The sequence below is a fragment of the Thermomonospora cellulosilytica genome, assembly GCF_014138835.1.
GTDB classification, from domain to species: domain Bacteria; phylum Actinomycetota; class Actinomycetes; order Streptosporangiales; family Streptosporangiaceae; genus Thermomonospora; species Thermomonospora amylolytica.
The window spans coordinates 5,029,194-5,046,265 of sequence record NZ_JACJII010000001.1; the positions used below are offsets into that span (position 1 = coordinate 5,029,194).

Annotated in this window: 21 protein-coding genes and 1 pseudogene; 13 read left to right on the plus strand and 9 right to left on the minus strand. The window is 72.4% G+C overall.

Annotation, left to right across the window (positions count from 1 at the left end):
- Window positions 1-8 precede the first annotated feature (8 nt).
- The 3 genes from HNR21_RS23525 to HNR21_RS23535 all read left to right on the plus strand — a co-directional run bounded on the left by HNR21_RS23525 (window position 9) and on the right by HNR21_RS23535 (window position 3,124).
- Complete coding sequence (locus HNR21_RS23525) at window positions 9-1,085, plus strand: DUF3616 domain-containing protein (RefSeq protein WP_182706896.1); 1,077 nt, start codon at window positions 9-11, stop codon at window positions 1,083-1,085.
- A gap of 147 nt (window positions 1,086-1,232) precedes the next feature.
- Window positions 1,233-2,417 (plus strand): acyl-CoA dehydrogenase family protein, encoded by a 1,185-nt coding sequence (locus HNR21_RS23530; protein WP_182706897.1) that lies wholly within the window; start codon window positions 1,233-1,235, stop codon window positions 2,415-2,417.
- A 167-nt stretch (window positions 2,418-2,584) separates the two neighbouring features.
- Entirely contained in the window at window positions 2,585-3,124 is a 540-nt protein-coding gene (locus tag HNR21_RS23535) for an FHA domain-containing protein (RefSeq protein WP_119730569.1), read from the plus strand.
- A gap of 88 nt (window positions 3,125-3,212) precedes the next feature.
- Here the strand turns inward: HNR21_RS23535 and HNR21_RS23540 are convergent, their stop codons facing one another.
- Together HNR21_RS23540 and trhA are read right to left on the minus strand one after the other, a co-directional pair.
- A complete protein-coding gene (locus tag HNR21_RS23540; protein ID WP_182706898.1) occupies window positions 3,213-3,632 on the minus strand; it encodes a YchJ family protein in 420 nt (139 codons plus the stop codon).
- 102 nt (window positions 3,633-3,734) lie between these two features.
- On the minus strand, window positions 3,735-4,403 hold the full coding sequence (gene trhA, locus HNR21_RS23545) for a PAQR family membrane homeostasis protein TrhA (protein ID WP_182706899.1): 669 nt from the start codon (window positions 4,401-4,403) through the stop codon (window positions 3,735-3,737).
- Window positions 4,404-4,783: 380 nt separating this feature from the next.
- Between trhA and HNR21_RS23550 the strand changes: the two genes are divergently transcribed.
- Complete coding sequence (locus tag HNR21_RS23550; RefSeq protein WP_182706900.1) at window positions 4,784-5,692, plus strand: TIGR03619 family F420-dependent LLM class oxidoreductase; 909 nt, start codon at window positions 4,784-4,786, stop codon at window positions 5,690-5,692.
- A gap of 6 nt (window positions 5,693-5,698) precedes the next feature.
- On the opposite strand, the gene HNR21_RS23555 is transcribed toward HNR21_RS23550, so the two are convergent.
- Together HNR21_RS23555 and HNR21_RS23560 are read right to left on the minus strand one after the other, a co-directional pair.
- Entirely contained in the window at window positions 5,699-6,139 is a 441-nt protein-coding gene (locus HNR21_RS23555) for an Lrp/AsnC family transcriptional regulator (protein ID WP_119730572.1), read from the minus strand.
- 9 nt (window positions 6,140-6,148) lie between these two features.
- Window positions 6,149-7,189, minus strand: coding sequence for a LacI family DNA-binding transcriptional regulator (locus HNR21_RS23560; RefSeq protein WP_119732086.1), 1,041 nt, complete (start codon window positions 7,187-7,189; stop codon window positions 6,149-6,151).
- Window positions 7,190-7,433: 244 nt separating this feature from the next.
- On the opposite strand from HNR21_RS23560, the gene HNR21_RS23565 reads away from it, so the two are divergent.
- The 4 genes from HNR21_RS23565 to HNR21_RS23580 all read left to right on the plus strand — a co-directional run bounded on the left by HNR21_RS23565 (window position 7,434) and on the right by HNR21_RS23580 (window position 10,590).
- Window positions 7,434-8,669, plus strand: a complete 1,236-nt coding sequence (locus HNR21_RS23565; protein ID WP_182706901.1) for an ABC transporter ATP-binding protein — start codon at window positions 7,434-7,436, stop codon at window positions 8,667-8,669.
- Window positions 8,670-8,769: 100 nt separating this feature from the next.
- On the plus strand, window positions 8,770-9,252 hold the full coding sequence (locus HNR21_RS23570; protein WP_376766599.1) for an MscL family protein: 483 nt from the start codon (window positions 8,770-8,772) through the stop codon (window positions 9,250-9,252).
- Window positions 9,253-9,718: 466 nt separating this feature from the next.
- Complete coding sequence (locus HNR21_RS23575) at window positions 9,719-9,874, plus strand: hypothetical protein (RefSeq protein ID WP_182706902.1); 156 nt, start codon at window positions 9,719-9,721, stop codon at window positions 9,872-9,874.
- Complete coding sequence (locus tag HNR21_RS23580) at window positions 9,874-10,590, plus strand: peptidoglycan-binding protein (RefSeq protein ID WP_182706903.1); 717 nt, start codon at window positions 9,874-9,876, stop codon at window positions 10,588-10,590. The genes HNR21_RS23575 and HNR21_RS23580 overlap by 1 nt, the downstream gene beginning before the upstream one ends.
- A 129-nt stretch (window positions 10,591-10,719) precedes the next feature.
- On the opposite strand, the gene HNR21_RS23585 is transcribed toward HNR21_RS23580, so the two are convergent.
- Both HNR21_RS23585 and HNR21_RS23590 read right to left on the minus strand, forming a co-directional pair.
- Complete coding sequence (locus HNR21_RS23585) at window positions 10,720-11,004, minus strand: tail fiber domain-containing protein (RefSeq protein ID WP_182706904.1); 285 nt, start codon at window positions 11,002-11,004, stop codon at window positions 10,720-10,722.
- A gap of 95 nt (window positions 11,005-11,099) precedes the next feature.
- A complete protein-coding gene (locus HNR21_RS23590; RefSeq protein WP_119730575.1) occupies window positions 11,100-11,312 on the minus strand; it encodes a hypothetical protein in 213 nt (70 codons plus the stop codon).
- Between the two features lie 64 nt (window positions 11,313-11,376).
- Here HNR21_RS23590 and HNR21_RS23595 point away from each other — a divergent pair, with 64 nt between their 5' ends.
- The 4 genes from HNR21_RS23595 to fmdA all read left to right on the plus strand — a co-directional run bounded on the left by HNR21_RS23595 (window position 11,377) and on the right by fmdA (window position 14,495).
- Complete coding sequence (locus tag HNR21_RS23595) at window positions 11,377-11,985, plus strand: group II truncated hemoglobin (protein ID WP_246442311.1); 609 nt, start codon at window positions 11,377-11,379, stop codon at window positions 11,983-11,985.
- Window positions 11,986-12,273: 288 nt separating this feature from the next.
- Window positions 12,274-12,555 (plus strand): FmdB family zinc ribbon protein, encoded by a 282-nt coding sequence (locus tag HNR21_RS23600; RefSeq protein WP_119730577.1) that lies wholly within the window; start codon window positions 12,274-12,276, stop codon window positions 12,553-12,555.
- Window positions 12,556-12,569: 14 nt separating this feature from the next.
- Entirely contained in the window at window positions 12,570-13,205 is a 636-nt protein-coding gene (locus tag HNR21_RS23605; RefSeq protein WP_182706905.1) for an AmiS/UreI family transporter, read from the plus strand.
- Window positions 13,206-13,247: 42 nt separating this feature from the next.
- Window positions 13,248-14,495 (plus strand): formamidase, encoded by a 1,248-nt coding sequence (gene fmdA, locus HNR21_RS23610; protein ID WP_182706906.1) that lies wholly within the window; start codon window positions 13,248-13,250, stop codon window positions 14,493-14,495.
- A 78-nt stretch (window positions 14,496-14,573) separates the two neighbouring features.
- Here fmdA and HNR21_RS23615 read toward each other — a convergent pair whose 3' ends face one another.
- Both HNR21_RS23615 and HNR21_RS35525 read right to left on the minus strand, forming a co-directional pair.
- Window positions 14,574-15,671: an NAD(P)-dependent alcohol dehydrogenase gene (locus HNR21_RS23615; RefSeq protein ID WP_182706907.1), complete on the minus strand. Its 1,098-nt coding sequence runs from the start codon at window positions 15,669-15,671 to the stop codon at window positions 14,574-14,576.
- A 361-nt stretch (window positions 15,672-16,032) separates the two neighbouring features.
- Window positions 16,033-16,146: pseudogene (locus HNR21_RS35525) on the minus strand (carbohydrate ABC transporter permease); the annotation flags it as partial.
- Between the two features lie 127 nt (window positions 16,147-16,273).
- Here HNR21_RS35525 and HNR21_RS23620 point away from each other — a divergent pair.
- Complete coding sequence (locus HNR21_RS23620; RefSeq protein WP_182706908.1) at window positions 16,274-16,642, plus strand: hypothetical protein; 369 nt, start codon at window positions 16,274-16,276, stop codon at window positions 16,640-16,642.
- A 105-nt stretch (window positions 16,643-16,747) separates the two neighbouring features.
- Here HNR21_RS23620 and HNR21_RS23625 read toward each other — a convergent pair whose 3' ends face one another.
- Complete coding sequence (locus HNR21_RS23625; protein WP_182706909.1) at window positions 16,748-17,062, minus strand: DUF8825 domain-containing protein; 315 nt, start codon at window positions 17,060-17,062, stop codon at window positions 16,748-16,750.
- Window positions 17,063-17,072 lie beyond the last annotated feature (10 nt).

Genomic DNA, 17,072 nt, shown 5'->3' on the forward strand with positions numbered 1-17,072 from the left:
ATCGACGGATGATCGTGGAACGTCAGGTCGAGCTGCGGTTCGCCCCGGAAAGCCAGGCCGCCCAGACGCACGTCAACCTGTCGGCGGTGCGCCAGGACGGCCGCTGCCTGTGGGTCGCCGGGGACGAGACCGCCACCGTCGAACGGCTCACCGCCGAACTCGACGCCGACGGCAACGTCACCGGCTACGGCGACCAGCGCACCGTCCCGCTCGCCGACCTGGTCGAACTGCCCGCCGGCCCCGACGAGGAGGCCGACATCGAGGGGCTGGCCCGCGCGAACGGCTGGCTGTGGGCGGTCGGGTCGCACAGCCTCAAGCGCAAGCGGATCAAGGAGGGCCAGCCCGACGCCAAGGCCCGCAGGCGGCTGGCCACCGTCGTGCGCGAGGAGAACCGGCACGTCCTGGTGCGGATCCCGCTCGTGACCGGCCCCGACGGGCTCCCCGAGCCGGTCCGCGCCGACGGCGACCGCACCGCCGCCGTGCTCGGCGGGCGCGGCGACTCCCTGACCGACCTGCTCGCCGACGACCCCCACCTCGCGCCGTTCCTGAACATCCCCAGCAAGGACAACGGCATCGACGTCGAGGGCATCGCCGCCGTCGGCGAACGCCTCTACATCGGGTTCCGCGGCCCGGTGCTGCGCGGCTGGGCGGTGCTGGTGGAGATCTGGCCCGACACCCACCCCGACGACCCGGGACGGCTCAGGCTGCGCCGCATCGACGGCGGCGACCGCTACCGCACCCACTTCCTGGACCTGGGGGGCCTCGGCATCCGCGACCTGTGCCCCGACGGCGACGACCTGCTCATCCTCGCCGGTCCCACCATGGCGCTCAGCGGCCCGGTCCGCGTGCTGCGCTGGCGCGGCGCCGCCAAGGTCGCCGCCCCCGACATCGTGCACCGCCACGAACTCGACCACGTCGGCGACCTGCCGCACGGCGACGGCGAGGACCACGCCGAGGGCATCGCCGTCCTCGACGAGTCGCACGGCCCCGGCCCCACCCTGCTGGTGGTCTACGACAGCCCCGCCGGGGAGCGGCTCACCCCCGACGGCGGCATCCGCGCCGACGTCGTCTCCTTCACCCGCTGACCGCCCGCCCGCCGACCAGGGCGCCGCCCTGCTGCGCGCCCTGCCCGCCCTGGAACGGGCGCCGCGACAGGGAAACCCCGGGTAAGCGGACGCTTGCGCGGTCTGCTTGGATGGCCTCGGCACCGGGCCGGGCGAAAGGAACCGAGCATGATCGAATGGTCCGCGGAAGACCTCATGATCCGCGACGCCGTCCGCGACTGGGTCGACGCCGAGGTGCGCCCCCGCCTCGACGACCTCGACTCCGGGCGGATCCCCCCGTACGACCTGATCCGGGGGCTGATGCGCACCTTCGGCATGGACGAGATGGCGCGCGCCTCGTTCGACAGGCGCGCCTCCGGCGAGGACCCCGGCGGGCCGGGCGGCGGGCGGAGCGCCTCGATGACCATGCTGCCGATCATCGAACTGTGCAAGGTCTCCCCCGGCCTGGTCACCGCCATGGGCGTCAGCCTCGGCCTGGCCGCCGGCACCATCATGAAGCGCGGCACCCCCGAGCAGCGCAAACGCTGGGGCCTGGACCTGCTCACCTTCGACAAGGTCGGCGCCTGGGCGATCACCGAGCCCGGCTCCGGCAGCGACGCGTTCGGCGGCATGCAGTCCACCGCCCGCAGGGTCGGCGACGAGTACGTGCTCAACGGCAGCAAGACCTTCATCACCAACGGCCCGCACGCCGACACCATCGTCTTCTACTGCAAGCTCGACGACGGCCGGCCCCCGCGCGAACGCGAGATCCTGTGCTTCGTGCTGGACCGCGGCATGCCCGGCCTGGAACAGAGCAGGCCGCTGCGCAAGATGGGCCTGCACTCCTCCCCCACCGGCGAACTGTTCCTGTCCGACGTGCGGGTCGGCCCCGACCGGCTGCTGACCGGCGGCGGCAGCGGCAAGGAGTCCGCCCGGCAGAACTTCGTCACCGAACGCGCCGGCCTGGCCGCCATGGCCCTCGGCGTCATCGAGGAATGCCTGCGCCTGTCGGTCGAGTACGCCAGGACCCGGGTGCTGTGGGACAAGCCCATCGGCGAGTACCAGCTCATCCAGCTCAAGCTCGCCAAGATGGAGGTCGCCCGCCTCAACGTGCAGAACCTGGTGTTCCGGCACATCGAGATGCAGCGCGCCGGCCGCACCCCCACCCTCGCCGAGGCGTCGGCGATGAAGCTGTACGCCGCGCAGGCCGCCGTCGAGGTCACCTCCGAGGCCGTCCAGCTGTTCGGCGGCAACGGCTACATGAGCGAGTTCCGCGTCGAGCAGCTGGCCCGCGACGCCAAGTCGTTCCAGATCTACGCCGGCACCGACGAGATCCAGATCACCCACATCGCCCGCGACCTGCTGTCCCGCTGAACCGTCCCGCAGGTCACGGCCCCCGCCCGGCGTCCGGGCGATCCGCCGCGAACAAAACGGGCGCCGCAGGCGTCGGAAACGTCGGTGGCGCCGGCCTCGGCGCGGGGGCCGGTGCCACCGGTGCGCTCATCTGGACAGCCGCCGAGGGGAACTGGATACTCGCAATCATGGACGGTCAGGCCTCGTACCCGGTTCGGGCGTCCGACAGCGAACGCGACCGGGTGCTGCAGGTGCTCAGCGACCGTGTCGCCGAGGGCCGGATGTCCCACGACACCTTCGAACGGCGCGTCGACCAGGTGCTGGCCGCCCGCAGCCGCGCCGAGCTCGACGACATCGTGCACGACCTGCCCCCGCGGCACGGCGTGGTGGAGCGCATCACCGGCCTGGTCTCCTCGGTGTCGGCGATGACCGCGCGGATCGAGGCCGCCTGGCGGGCGCCCCGGCTGCCCCGGTTCCGGCTCCCGCCCGCCCACGTCGGCCGGATCGTCATCGGCCGCGCCCCCGGCTGCCACTTCGTCCTGGCCGACCTGACCGTCTCCCGCTTCCACGCCGAGCTGTTCCAGGAGGGCGGCGAGTGGATGCTCGCCGACCTCGGCTCGATGAACGGCACCCGCATCAACGGCTGGCGGCTGACCGGCCCCGCCCGGCTGCGCCCCGGCGACGAGGTCGGCTTCGGCAACTCCACCTTCATCGTCACCCCGGCCTGAGCCCGCCGCCGACGATCAGGTGGCCCGCGCGGAGGGAACCGTCCGGCGGTACCTGCCCGCTGCCCCGCTACGGCCGGTCCCGGCCGCGTTACCCGGCGGGACGTGTCCCGGGCCTGCCGTTCAGGTAGACCCATGCGCCGTCGACCCGCACGAAACTGCTGACCTCGTGCAGGTGGCCGGGTTCGCCGCGCTCGGTGTAACGGGCGCGGAACTCGACCGTTCCCCGGGTGTCGAACGCCGAGCCGCCGGTGGTGCCCAGAACCTCCAGCGCCTCCCAGCGCGTCCCCGGGTCGAGGTCGATCCGGGGCGGCCGCGTGCCGGGATGCCAGCTGCGGTGCAGGTACGCCACGTCTCCCACGGCGAACGCGCTGTACCGCGAGCGCATGAGCTGCTCGGCCGTCACCGCCTGCGCCCGGCCCCGGTGCAACCTCCCACAGCATTCCTCGTACGACGCGGGCAGCCCGCACGGGCACGGGCGGACGGACGGGGAACGGCGACGCTTGGTCACGTCCTCATTGTGCCGGACCGCACCGGCGGCACTCGTCCCGCCCGGTGGCCGGTCACGGCAGCCGCCCACTGGGGCACCGCAGCCCGCGAAGCCCGCCCCCCGTCACAGCGGTCCCGCGCGGTAGACCACGACCGACACCGCGATGTACTGCAGCACGTACGCCGCCACCGTCAGCGCGTGGAACACTTCGTGGAAGCCGAACCACCGCGGCGACGGATCCGGCCGCCGCAGCCCGTACACCAGGCCGCCGAGGCTGTAGAGCACCCCGCCCATCACCACCAGCGCCGCCACCGCCCAGCCGGTGCCCTCCAGGAACTGCGGCACGAAGAACGCCGCCACCCAGCCCAGCCCGATGTACAGGGCGGTGTAGAGCCAGCGCGGCGCCCCCACCCACAGCACCCGGAACAGCACCCCGGCGGTCGCGCCGCCCCACACCACCGACAGCACGATCACCCGTGCCGCGCCGTCCAGGATCAGCGCCGCGAACGGCGTGTAGGTCCCGGCGATGATCAGGTAGATGTTGGCGTGGTCCAGCCGCCGCAGCAGGCCCTCCATCCGCGCCGACCAGCGGCCCCGATGGTAGAGCGCCGACACCCCGAACAGCAGTGCCGAGGTCAGCGCGTACACCGCGGCCACCAGCCGGGCCTGCACCGTGGGTCCCAGCGCCACCAGCACCATGCCGGCGATCAGCGCCAGCGGGAACGTCCCCAGATGCAGCCAGCCGCGCAGCCTGGGCTTCACCGAGTCGACAAGCTGCTCGCGACTTCGCATCAGCACCTCCCGCCGCAAGCGTAATGGCCCATCAACGACCACTCCGGGTGATCCTGGCTACTCTCCCCGAGGGCGGATCTGCCCTCCGACGCCTCGATTTCACCACCAGTGACCAACGATCACCATCCATCACCGCAGCCAGAGGAGCGTTCCTCCACCGAACGCCCCGCGCCACGACCGGCCGGCCGCCGCCGTCCGGGCACTTCGACGACAGGTCCGAGGCGTTCGTGCGGATGCCGGGGTGCGGCGGGTCTTTCCGGTGGAGCCTTCAGAGGGAGGTGGCGACGCCTTCCCATGTTCTTCCGTGGAGATTTTTTGGTGATCGCCGCGCGCCTTGACGTTGTAAGGTTCAGCTCGGCGGAGCGGGGAGAGGAGCACGGATGCTGATCGGGTTCGCGGTGCCGATGTCGGGGGCCTGGGCGACCCCGCAGAACCAGGAGCGGATCGCCCGCCGCGCCGAGGAGCTCGGCTACCACTCGGTGTGGACGCTGCAGCGGCTGCTCACCCCCGCCGGCGAGGACCCCGGCCCCTACCGGGCGGTGCCCGACCCGCTGATCACCCTGGCGTACCTGGCGGGCCGCACCAGCCGGATCCGGCTGGGGGTGGCGGTGGTGAACATGCCGTTCTACTCTCCCCCGCTGCTGGCCAAGACGGCCGCCACCCTCGACCGGGTCAGCGGCGGCCGGCTGGACCTGGGGCTGGGCCTGGGCTGGATGCCCGAGGAGCTCGCCGCCACCGGCGCCGCCACCGAGCGGCGCGGCGACCGGGCCGAGGAGTTCCTGACCGTGCTGCGGGCCCTGTGGACCGAGGACACCGTCGCGTTCGACGGGGAGTTCCACCACGTCCCGCCGGTGCGGATGGAGCCCAAGCCGGTGCAGCGGCCGGGGCCGCCGATCCTGCTGGGGGGCGCGGCCGCGCCGGCGCTGCGCCGCGCCGGGCGGCTGGCCGACGGGTGGGTCAGCGCCAGCCGCGCCGACCTGGACACGCTGGCCGACCAGATCGGCGTCGTGCGCGCCGCCGCCGAGGAGGCCGGGCGGGATCCGGACGCGCTGCGGTTCGTGTGCCGGGGCGCGGTCCGGGTGCGGCCCGCCGGGCGCGCGGACCGCCGCCGGCTCACCGGGTCGCCGGACGAGATCGCCGGCGACATCGCCTGGCTGGCCGGGCGGGGGGTCACCGAGCTGTTCGTCGACCTGAACTTCGACCCGGAGATCGTCGGGCCCGACGCCGACCCGGCCGCGTCGATGCGGCGGGCCGAGGAGGTGCTGGAGGCGCTGCGGCCGGGCCGCTGACCGCGGTCACAGCGGCGGCGGCCGGTCCTCCCAGGGGGTGCTGAGCACGACGGTGGTGCGGGTGGAGACGTTGGCGGCCGCCCGGATCCGCTGCAGCAGGTCCTCCAGGTCGTTGGGGGTGGCGACGCGGACCTTGAGGATGTAGCTCTCGTCCCCGGCCACCGAGTGGCAGGCCTCGATCGCGGCCAGGTGCGCCAGCCGTTCGGGGGCGTCGTCGGGCGCGGCCGGATCGATCGGCTTGATCGACACGAACGCGGTCAGCGGCAGCCCGATCTGCTCGGCGTCCAGCTGCGCGGTGAACCCCTTGACCACGCCGCGCTTCTGCAGCCGCCGCACCCGCTGGTGCACCGCGGACACGCTCAGCCCGGTCTCCTTGGCCAGATCGGTGAAGCTCATCCGGCCGTCCCGGGCCAGCAGGGCGATGATCTGGCGGTCGATCTCCTCCACGGAGGAAATTTAGCGTGTCCGCGCCGGTCGCGCGGCACCGCCGGGCAATCCGGCCGGAGGCCCGCAACTGCCGCGTATCACCAGCTCGGCCGCCAGCACCACCGGCCGGGACCGGTCCCGCCGGGCCGGGTCGCGCAGCAGCACCTCGCACGCCTGGTAGCCGATCCGCCGTCCGGGCCGCGCCACCGCGGTCAGCGGCGGGTCGCACAGCTCCGCCCACGGCACGTCGTCGACCATCGCGATCGACAGGTCGGCGGGGATCCGCAGGTCCAGCTCCCGGGCCACCAGCACGGCCGCCTCGCCGAGCAGGTGGGTGGCGGCCAGCACCGCGGTCATGTCCGGGCGGCTCTGCAGCAGGCCCGCCGCCGCGGCGAACGCGCTGTCGCGGTGCGGCCGGGCGCGGACCAGCAGTTCCTCCCGCACCGCCAGGCCCCGTTCGGCCAGCGTGGCGCGGAACGTCTCCTCCCGCACCCCGGTGTCGGCGGCGGTGGTGCCGAGGAACCCGATGCGCCGGTGCCCCAGCCCCGCCAGGTACTCCACCGCGGCGCGCACCCCGGCGGCGTCGTCGGCCAGCACCGTGGGCACCTCCGGCAGGCCCGCCGGGGCCCGGTCGGCGAACACCACCGGGACGCCGGCCCGCACCGCCGCCCGCCAGGCGGCCTCCTCCCCGGCGGGCACCGCGATGATGCCGTCGACGCGCTGCTCGACGAGCCGGTCGACGATCTCGGCCTCCCGCCCGGGGTCGTCGTGGGCGGCGTCCAGCAGCACGTTCTCGCCGAACGTGCGGGCGCAGTCCAGCACCCCGGCGGCCAGTTCCGCGCAGAACGGGTCGGTGACGTCGGGCACGACCAGGCCGAGGGTGCCGGTGCGCTGGGTCTTCAGGCTGCGGCCGAGCGCGCTGGGCCGGTACTCCAGTTCCCGGGCGGCCGCCAGCACCCGGTCGCGGGTGGCCGGGCTGACCGGGCCCGAGCCCGACAGCACCCGGGACACCGTGGCGACGCCGACCCCGGCGCGGCGGGCGACGTCCTTGATCGTCGCCGCGCGGCTCACCGCCCGCTCCCGGACATCGTCCTCCCCATGCTCGGCCCGCACACATCTTCCCACGTGAAGACTGTTGGAAACGATTCCACACAGTACCGCGGCCGGCCGCGCGAACCGCAGGACCGAGCAGGGCCATCCTCGGCTTCACTTGGCCTTATCCGGTCAGCTATGCCGGAGATTGGTCCATACCACTCTTGACAGCGGGCAGGCGTCCTGATGAAGTTCGGTGGAAACGTATTCACCGGAGGTTGCGATGGCGCAGATCGTGCTGGACGGGGTCGACAAGGTCTACTCCGGCGGCGTCAAGGCCGTGGACGGACTCGACCTGGAGATCCGCGACGGCGAGTTCATGGTGCTGGTGGGCCCCTCGGGCTGCGGCAAGTCGACCGCGCTGCGCATGATCGCCGGGCTGGAGGACATCAGCGCCGGCACCATCACCATCGGCGACCGGGTGGTCAACGACCTGGCCCCCAAGGACCGCGACATCGCCATGGTGTTCCAGAACTACGCCCTCTACCCGCACATGACCGTCGCGCAGAACCTCGCGTTCGGCCTCAAGCTGCGCGGCATGCCCAAGGAGGAGCGCAACCGCCGCGTCCAGGAGGCCGCCAAGATGCTCGGCCTGGAGCAGTTCCTGGACCGCAAGCCCGCCGCGCTGTCGGGCGGCCAGCGGCAGCGGGTCGCGATGGGCCGGGCGATCGTCCGCGAGCCCAAGGCGTTCCTGATGGACGAGCCGCTGTCCAACCTGGACGCCAAGCTGCGGGTGTCGATGCGGGCCTCCCTCAACCAGCTGCACGACCGGCTGCGCGTCACCACCGTGTACGTCACCCACGACCAGATCGAGGCGATGACCCTCGGCGACCGGGTCTGCGTGCTGCGCGACGGCAGACTGCAGCAGGTCGACACCCCGCAGCGGCTGTTCGACCACCCGGTGAACCTGTTCGTGGCCGGGTTCATCGGCTCTCCGGCGATGAACTTCGTGACCGCCGACCTGGTCCGCGACGAGGGCGTGCACGCCGTGTTCGCCGGCGTCCGGCTGCCGGTCCCCGAGGAGACCCTCACCACCAAGCCCGGCCTGGACGGCTACCTGGGCCGCAAGGTGATCCTCGGCATCCGCCCCTCGGACTTCGAGGACGCCGCCCACGCCAAGCCCGACTGGGCCACCTTCACCGTCGAGGCCGGCGTGATCGAGGAGCTGGGCAGCGAGATCAACGTGATCTTCACCATCGACGCCCCGCCGGTCGAGCACAAGGACACCGCCGACCTGGCCGCCGACGAGGAGGGCGAGGACGACGCCGCGATCCCGCTGAACGAGGACAGGGCGCTGTGGACCGCCCGGGTCAACGCCCGGTCCGCCGTCCGCCCGGGCCGCCCGGTCGAACTGGCCGTCGACACCCACCGGCTGCACTTCTTCGACCCCGACACCGGCCTGGCCATCGGCCACCCCGACAGCGCCGCCGCCAAGGCCCGGATCACCAAGACCTCCTGAACGCCCGAACGCGCCGAGCCCGCGGGACCGCCCCGGCCCCGCGGGCTCGCCTTCGTACCTGACCGGTGAGGTCCGGCCAACAGAGGGTAAAGGGGGGCGCATGAGGATTCCCCCTGTCCCCCACCGCCCCGACCTGGTCGAGCTGCGCAGGTCGGGCGTCGAGACGCTGGGCGGCTTCCGCAGCTTCCTGGTCCGCGGCAACCTGGTGGACCTGGCGGTCGCCTTCGTGGTCGGCGCCGCCTTCGCCGGCCTGGTCAAGGACTTCGTCACCGCGTTCATCGCCCCGCTGCTGGCCCTGCTGGGCGGCGAGCCCGACTTCTCCCGGCTGAGCTTCACCGTCTCCGGCACCCGGTTCCCCTACGGGGTGTTCCTGACCTCGGCGACGTCCTTCGTCATCACCGCCGCGATCGTCTACTTCCTGCTGGTCCTGCCCACCGCCAAACTCCTGGCCCGGCTGCATCGCGGGCAGACGGCGACCGAACGCGACTGCCCGCACTGCCTGAGCCCGATCCCGCTGGAGGCCCGGCGCTGCCGTCACTGCACCGCCGAGGTCCTCCCGGCGACCGAGGCGCCGCCGCGCTGACGCCCGCCCGGGGCGGCGCCACCGAGGCCGCCCCGGGCGGAACACCCCGATCGGGTACAGACACCCCCATCTCCCTCCAGGCTTCTTGACAGCCGAGCTGTCGGAGGCGAAATCTGTCAGTAAGGCCGGTGGATGCATCGACCATTCGACTCCGGCCGTCATCGACATACGCTCGCCCCGCACCGCGACCATGAGCGCGCCGTCGCGTCATGGCGGTGCCGCGACGAGTCCCGGGCCCATGGTGATAGCGCCGGCGAGGCCGGTCACCGAGCGGCTGGAAAGCGAAGCCGCCGTCGCTCATCCCGCGAGGAATGCCGTCTCTGCTTTCCGTCGCGCCGGGCCATGGACGGGTCCGCACAGGACATGCCATGCGGCCGAACAACGAGACATGCGGATGACGCGTGAACGGATCGCGCGGCGGACATGCGTTCGCCCGGCGCGACCGGTGAGCGCGAGGGAGAAGTCCATGACCGAACAGCAGGGTGACGAGGTCACCCACATGGACCAGGTGGACCGGAACGCCGACGCGCATCGGGCGACCGAGCCGGACGAGGAGCAGGTGCTGCGCGAACTGTACGGCGAGCCCGATCCGGACGGCGTCTACCACGGAACGGGGGCGTGATGGGAAGCGCGAAAGGAATGCTGGATGCGGCGCGGGCGTCCCTGGGAACGTCCGGCCGGCCGAACAAGATCAGCCGTGATTACGCCGCCCGCCACGGTTCGGGATTCCTGCGCGCGCCCTGGTGCGACATGGCCGTCACCTACTGGGCGCGCAACAGCAACAACGAACGGGCAGTCCTGACGGGCGGAGACCGGGCCTACACCGTCTGGCACGCCCAGGACTTCCAGCGGATCGGCCGCTGGCACACCGGCACCGCCGCGAACGTCGACCGGGCCAAGCCCGGCGACATCGTGTTCTTCGACTGGGGGCAGTCGAACGCCATCGGGGCCATCGACCACGTGGGCGTGGTGGAGAAGGCGCTCGGCGGCGGCAGGGTGCAGACGATCGAGGGCAACACCGGGGACCGGTGCCTGCGGCGCGTCCGCTCGGCGAACCACATCGCCGGGTACGGGCGGCCCGCCTACGCCGAGGACGGCGGCGGCGGCCGGGCCGAGCCGCGCCTGCTGCGGCTGACCACGCCGCACATGGAGGGCGAGGACGTCGAGGAGGCCCAGCGCCGCCTCAACGTCCACGGCGCCGACCCCGAGCTCGTCGTCGACGGCGTGTTCGGCCAGAAGACCGACGAGGCGGTGCGGACCTTCCAGCAGCTGCACCGGCTGGAGGTCGACGGGATCATCGGCTCGGAGACCCGGGCGGCCCTCGCCCGGCGGCCCTGACCTGCCCGGCCGCCCGTGAAGAGGCGCCCGGAGCGGCCCCGGGCGCCCACGGGGCCCGATCACGACTCATCAGTGTTCGCCAGAAGCACGGCCGCAGCGGGGACGGTGCCGTGGAACGCGGCCCGGCCGTCAAGGACGGGACGAGGAGGACGCGCCGGTGAGCGCGGCGAGCTGCTGCTCGAGGTCGGTGACGCGGCGGTGCAGGGCCTGAATGGCCACCAGGGCGACGCCGTGGGCGTCGACCAGGGGGATCGTGGTGTCGGTGTCGCCGAGGCCGAAGGCGGCGTGCCAGTCCTGGGCCATGGGCCCCAGGTGCCGGACGTGCTCGGGCTCCCACTGGTAGCGCCAGGTGCTGATCGGCAGGGCCGCGACCTTGTCCAGGACGTCGTACCCGTTGACCGGCTTGACCGGCACGGCGTCCGCCGCCGGCGCCGTGGTGGCGACACCCGGTGGGGCCGTCCGACTGCTCGAACGCCCCCACCGGCGGCTTCGCCCGAAGCGAAGGAGTCTCATCGATCCCAGCGCACCGGGGCGATGTCGGTCTTGACCTCGCGGTCGCTCACGAGGCTGAGAAGGGCCTGCACGAGGCCGCTCACGGGGTCCAACAGTCCCGGCACCTGAACCGGGGCCTGGGCGTGGGCGGGGGCGGCGGTCACGGCCGCCAGCCCGGTGGCCGCCCCGGCCCCCGACAGCAAGGTGATGATCCGCGTTCGGACGGACATAAGAGCGCTGCTCCCTTCGCTTGGGCGTCCCCGACGAGGACGTCCAAGCAGGCTTCCCCACCGCATGACGATCCGTAACGATCAGATACGCAAAGTAATCACCACACCCTACGGGGGGGAGCACTTCGCGGCGTTCTTCGCCGAGATCCGGCCGTACGTGCAGCGGATCGAGGAGATGCGGCACTACGAGCGCACCGCCGTGCGCGGCGCCGGCGGGTCCGTGCCCAGCCTGTACGCGTGGGAGGGCGGCACCGAGGCGTTCGAACGGCTCACCGAGACCTTCTACGCCAAGGTGCTCGCCGACGACCTGGTCGGGCCGCTGTTCGCCCACATGGACCCGGGCCACCCGCGGTACGTCGCGATGTGGCTGGCCGAGGTCTTCGGCGGCCCGGACCGGTACACCCGTGAACGGGGCGGCTACCACCACATGCTCACCCGGCACCTGGGCAAGGCGATCACCGAGCCGCAGCGGCGCCGCTGGGTGAGCCTGCTCATGGACGCGGCCGACGAGGTGGGCCTGCCGTCCGATCCGGAGTTCCGCGCGGCGTTCGCCGGTTACATCGAGTGGGGCACCCGGCTGGCCCTGGCCAACTCCCAGCCGGACGCCTCCCCGCCGATGCAGGCCCCGGTCCCGCGCTGGGGCTGGGGCGTGGCGCCGCCGTACACCGGCTGAGCCTCACGGGCGTCCGACGTCCCCGAGGACGGTCCGTACGCGCCCGCCGCCGCGCATCGCCGGAACCGCCGAGCAAGCCGCGATGCCCCGCACCGGGCACGCCGGACCGTGCGGGCGGGTGATGCCCTTCCAGCCGGGCCCGGCCGCACCGCGGCCCGTGACCGCCTTCCCGCACTTCAGGTGCCGGCTCCCAAGTTGAGAACGCCTCGGCCCTGGGTAGGGCCAGCCATCGACGCGCACGTCGGGACAAAAACGATCTTCCCCCAGAATCCATCCCAGGAGATCGTCATGGCCATATATCAGTACAGATGCCCCAAGTGCGGGCCTTTCGAGGTGATCCGACCGCTGGGAGAGGCCGGCCGGTCCCAGCGCTGCGGCGGGTGCGGTGGCACGGCCCGCCGGGTGTTCACGGCCCCGATGCTCGTGCGGACCCCCCGCCCGCTGGCCCGCGCCCTCGCCGCGCAGGAGGCGAGCGCGTACGAGCCCGCAGTCGTCGATCGCGTGCCGCCCGGGCGCCGCCCCGCGTCCTCGGCCGATCCCCCGGCACGCCGCCGCCCCACCGGAACCTGACCGGAGGAGACGCCATGGCGAGCGTGGGTCTGCTCTACGTCGGCGCGGTGCTCTTCGTCAACGCCCTGCTGCTGCTCGACCGCGTCGACGGCAAGGCGGCGGCGATCCTGAACCTGTTCGTCGGCGCGCTCCAGGTCGTCCTGCCCACCCTGCTGATCCTGCAGGCGGGAGGCGACATCAAGGCCATCAGCGCGGCCGCCGGGATCTACCTGTTCGGATTCACCTACCTGTACGTCGGGATCGGCCTGCTGGCCGGGCTCGACACCACGGGCGTCGGCTGGTTCTCGCTGTTCGTGTCGATCGCGGCGATCGTGTTCGCGCTCATCAACTTCTTCGAGCTGCGCGACCACCCGTTCGGCGTCATCTGGCTGATGTGGTCGTTCCTGTGGTTCCTGTTCTTCGTGACCCTCGGGCTCAAACGGGAGGAGTTCACGCGGTACACCGGCTGGGTCACGCTCGTCCAGGCGTGGGTCACCGCGGTGGTCCCCGCGTTCCTGATCCTGACCGGCCTGTACGAGCCGTCGGCGGCATGGGCCATCGGCCTGGCCGTGTTCGCGGTCGTCGTCTTCGCTCTTCTGTGGGTCGTCGCCGGACCGGCACGCACGCGTTCTCGTCCCACGGCACCGACCGAGTCCCCCACCGGGCGCTGACGCCCGGAACAGCTTCATCGTGTTCTCACCAGGAGGCTCACCATGCCCGAAGTCGTGTTCAGCGTCGACCAGTCCCGTTCGATGGCCGACCAGTCCCCGCCCGGCCACAACCGGTGGCATCCCGACATCCCGCCGGTCGCGACGGTACGGCCGGGCTCGGAGTTCCGGGTCGAGTGCCGGGAGTGGACCGACGGCCAGATCGGCAACAACGACTCGGCCAACGACGTCCGCGACGTCGACCTGCACCTCGCCCACATGCTCAGCGGCCCCATCGCCGTCGAGGGCGCCGAGCCGGGCGACCTGCTGGTCGTCGACATCCTCGACCTCGGTCCCGTTCCACAGCAGGTCGGCGACGCCCCCGGCCAGGGCTGGGGGTACACCGGGATCTTCGCCAAGCAGAACGGCGGCGGCTTCCTCACCGACTACTTCCCGGACGCCTACAAGGCGATCTGGGACTTCCACGGCCAGGTGGCCACCTCGCGGCACCTGCCGGGAGTGCGCTTCACCGGCATCACCCACCCGGGGCTGTTCGGCACGGCGCCCTCGGCGGAACTGCTGGCCAAGTGGAACGCCCGGGAGCAGGCGCTGATCGACACCGATCCGGAGCGGATACCGCCGCTGGCGCTGCCGCCGGTGGAGCGGGGGGTGCTCGCCGGGACGCTCGAGGGGGACGACCTGGCCAGGGTCGGCCGTGAGGGCGCCCGTACGGTGCCGGCCCGGGAGAACGGGGGCAACCACGACATCAAGAACTTCAGCCGCGGCTCGCGCGTCTTCTACCCGGTGCACGTGCCCGGGGCGCTGCTGTCGGGCGGCGACCTGCACTTCAGCCAGGGGGACGGCGAGATCACCTTCTGCGGCGCCATCGAGATGGGCGGCTTCATCGACTTCCACGTCGACCTGATCAAGGATGGCATGAGCAAGTACGGCGTGACCACGAACCCGATCTTCATGCCCGGCAACGTGGAGCCGCGCTACAGCGAGTTCCTGTCGTTCATCGGCGTCTCGGTCGACCACGCGGGCGAAAGGAACTACTACCTCGACGCCACCGTGGCCTACCGCAACGCCTGCCTGAACGCCGTGGAGTACCTCAAGACCTTCGGCTACAGCGGCGAGCAGGCGTACCTGCTGCTGGGCGCAGCGCCGATCGAGGGGCGCGTCAGCGGGGTGGTGGACATCCCCAACGCCTGCTGCTCGCTGTACCTGCCGACCGCCATCTTCGACTTCGACATCCGCCCGACGGCCGAGGGACCCCGCCGGGCCGACCGGGGTCAGTGCGCGATCTCGTCCTGAACACCACCGGCCGGATCCCGTGATCCGGCCAGGGGCCCGGTCGCGCTCGCCCGCGGCCGGGCCCCTCGACCCGTCCCCTCAGGCCGCGGGGACGAGGAGGGGCTTGACGACCTCGCCTTTGAGGACGGCCTCCTCGGCCCGGTCGATCTCCTCGAGGGGGAAGGCCGTGATCAGCCTTTCGAAGGGGAAGCGGCCCTGCCGCCACAGCCGGATCAGCTGGGGGATGAAGACCTGCGGGACCGTGTCTCCTCCGACGATCCCCGTCAGGGTGCGACCGGCCGTCAGGGCCTCGGAGTCCAGCACCAGATCGCCCTGCTGGGCGCCGACCAGGCCGCAGGTGCCGCCGGGGCGCAGCGCGTGGACCGCGATGCTGATCATCGAGGGCAGCCCGGTGGTGTCGAGGGCGTACTGCGCACCGCCCCCGGTCGCCTCCAGCAGGAGCGCCGGCAGGTCCTCCCGCGCGCCGTCGAAGCCGTGCGTGGCGCCCAGCCCGCGGGCCAGGTCCAGCCGGTCCGGGTCGGCGTCGACGGCGACGATCGTGTCCGCCCCGGCGACGCGGGCCGCCATGACCGCGCCGAGCCCCGCGCTTCCCATGCCGCAGACGATCACGCTGGAACCGAAGGTCACGTTGAAGGTGTGCAGCACCGCTCCGGCGCCGGTCTGGATCCCGCAGCTCAGCGGGCCGAGCAGTTCCACCGGCAGGTCCCGGTCGACCTTCACCGTGTTGCGGGCCGCCACCAGGGAGTGGGTGGCCCAGGACGACTGCCCGAACCAGCGCGCGGCGACCGGTGCGCCCCGCTCGTCGCGCATCGGGCCGGGACCATCGACGCCGGTGCCGGTCAGGTTGCGGGAGAAGAACGTCTCGCAGTGCGCCGGGCGCCCCCACAGGCAGTCGGCGCAGGACCGGCAGGAGTCGTAGGACAGCACGACGTGGTCGCCGGGTTCGAGCCGGCCCACCTCCGGGCCGACCTCCTCGACCACGCCCGCGCCCTCATGCCCGCAGACGATCGGCGGTGCGGCCGGGAAGCCGGGCACCCGAGGCAGCAGGTCGGTGCGGCACAGCCCGGCACCGGCGATCCGCACCAGGACCTCCCCCGGCCCCGGGGCGGCGAGCTCGACCTCCTCGATCCGATGGGGGGCGTCATGTGCTCGCAGCACCGCGGCCTTGATACGCATGGTCCTCGTTCCTCCTCCTCGCCGGGACGGGTCGGTCGGCCAGCCGGAAGACGATCACGTGTGACCCGGAACACGACTGCCATGCGTGGAAGCTAGGTCGGCTTCACCCGGGAGACAACGAACACGTGTCGACCATGTCGAACGGATTCGCCGGGAGCGACGGCGCGCCCGCCTCCGCCGGGGCTTCGGACGATGCGACGGGGACGGCGATGCACGGCGGTCGAGGACACGCCGCCGGGTGTCGACATTGTCGGCACCCCATTTTCAGGCGATCACCCGGAAGGGGGACCGCCGGCGGGGCCGGCGCCACAGGAGCCGCCATGAGCCCTGTGGCACCGGCGTCACCGCAGGTCGGCGCGGGTCACTTGACCGAGCCGGCCAGGACGCCCTGCACGAAGTAGCGCTGGAAGGCGAAGAAGACCACCAGCGGGACCAGCATCGACAGGAACGCCCCGGAGGAGATGATGTCGCTATTGTCTGGGAGACTCTTTCATGGGTCATCTGCCGGGCGATATCGCGCCCGCTGGGACTGACCTGCGGCGATGAAGCGCTTATGATCCCTTCCGATTCCCCGTGATCTCTTCCGAGTCCTTGTGAGTCCCATGATCGTCTCCCCATCGTCTCCCAGCCTCTCCCCCGCTCCCCTGCCCGGCACGGCCGGTCCGGCGGCTGTCAGCGTCGAGCAGTGCGTCCGCCGGGTCCGGGCCGTCGAGATCCTGGTGCGGCAGCCGCTGAACCGGCTGCCCGTGCTGCGGTGGCATGTGACCGACGACGGAGCCCTGCACGGCACCCCCCTCGACCGGCGCAGCGCGCGGGACGACTTCACCGCCTGGGCACGGCATCTGCGGTTGACGACCCAGCGGGAACGGTGCCGGCGGGGACGCCGGCACCTGCGCGCACGGGGCCTGGTCGATGGGATCGTGATCACCATTTCCGCTCGTGCGGAGCGGTGCTGCCGTCGAGGCCCGTAGGCTGGGGTCCGGCACAGGGGTTCGCCAGGGGTGGCGGATCACGGAGGTCAATTTCGGGGTTGAACGGCCCGCCGCACGCCCACGCGCGGCGGGCCGTTCTGGTGTCTACGCTCTGGCGGCTTCCTGCAGGGCGAGCTTGGCCGCGGCCCGGTCGCGGACCTGCGGGGCGTCCGGGTCGGCGGGCGCGTCCTCGCTGGACTTTCCCTCCCACCACCAGTGGTTCCGCATCTCGGTCAGGGTCTTCATGCGGTCGGCGCGGGCCTTGGCGTACTCGTCGGCGCGGGGGCCGGTCAGCGTCGCCTCTCCGGCGGCGATCGCCGTGCCGGTGGGCAGCTCGGCGGCCAGCTCCTCGCAGCGCCGGTCCAACGCGCAGAACTGTTTCTGCAGTCGCAGCAGGTCAGGCGGGAATTCGTAGCTCACTCAGGTGAGC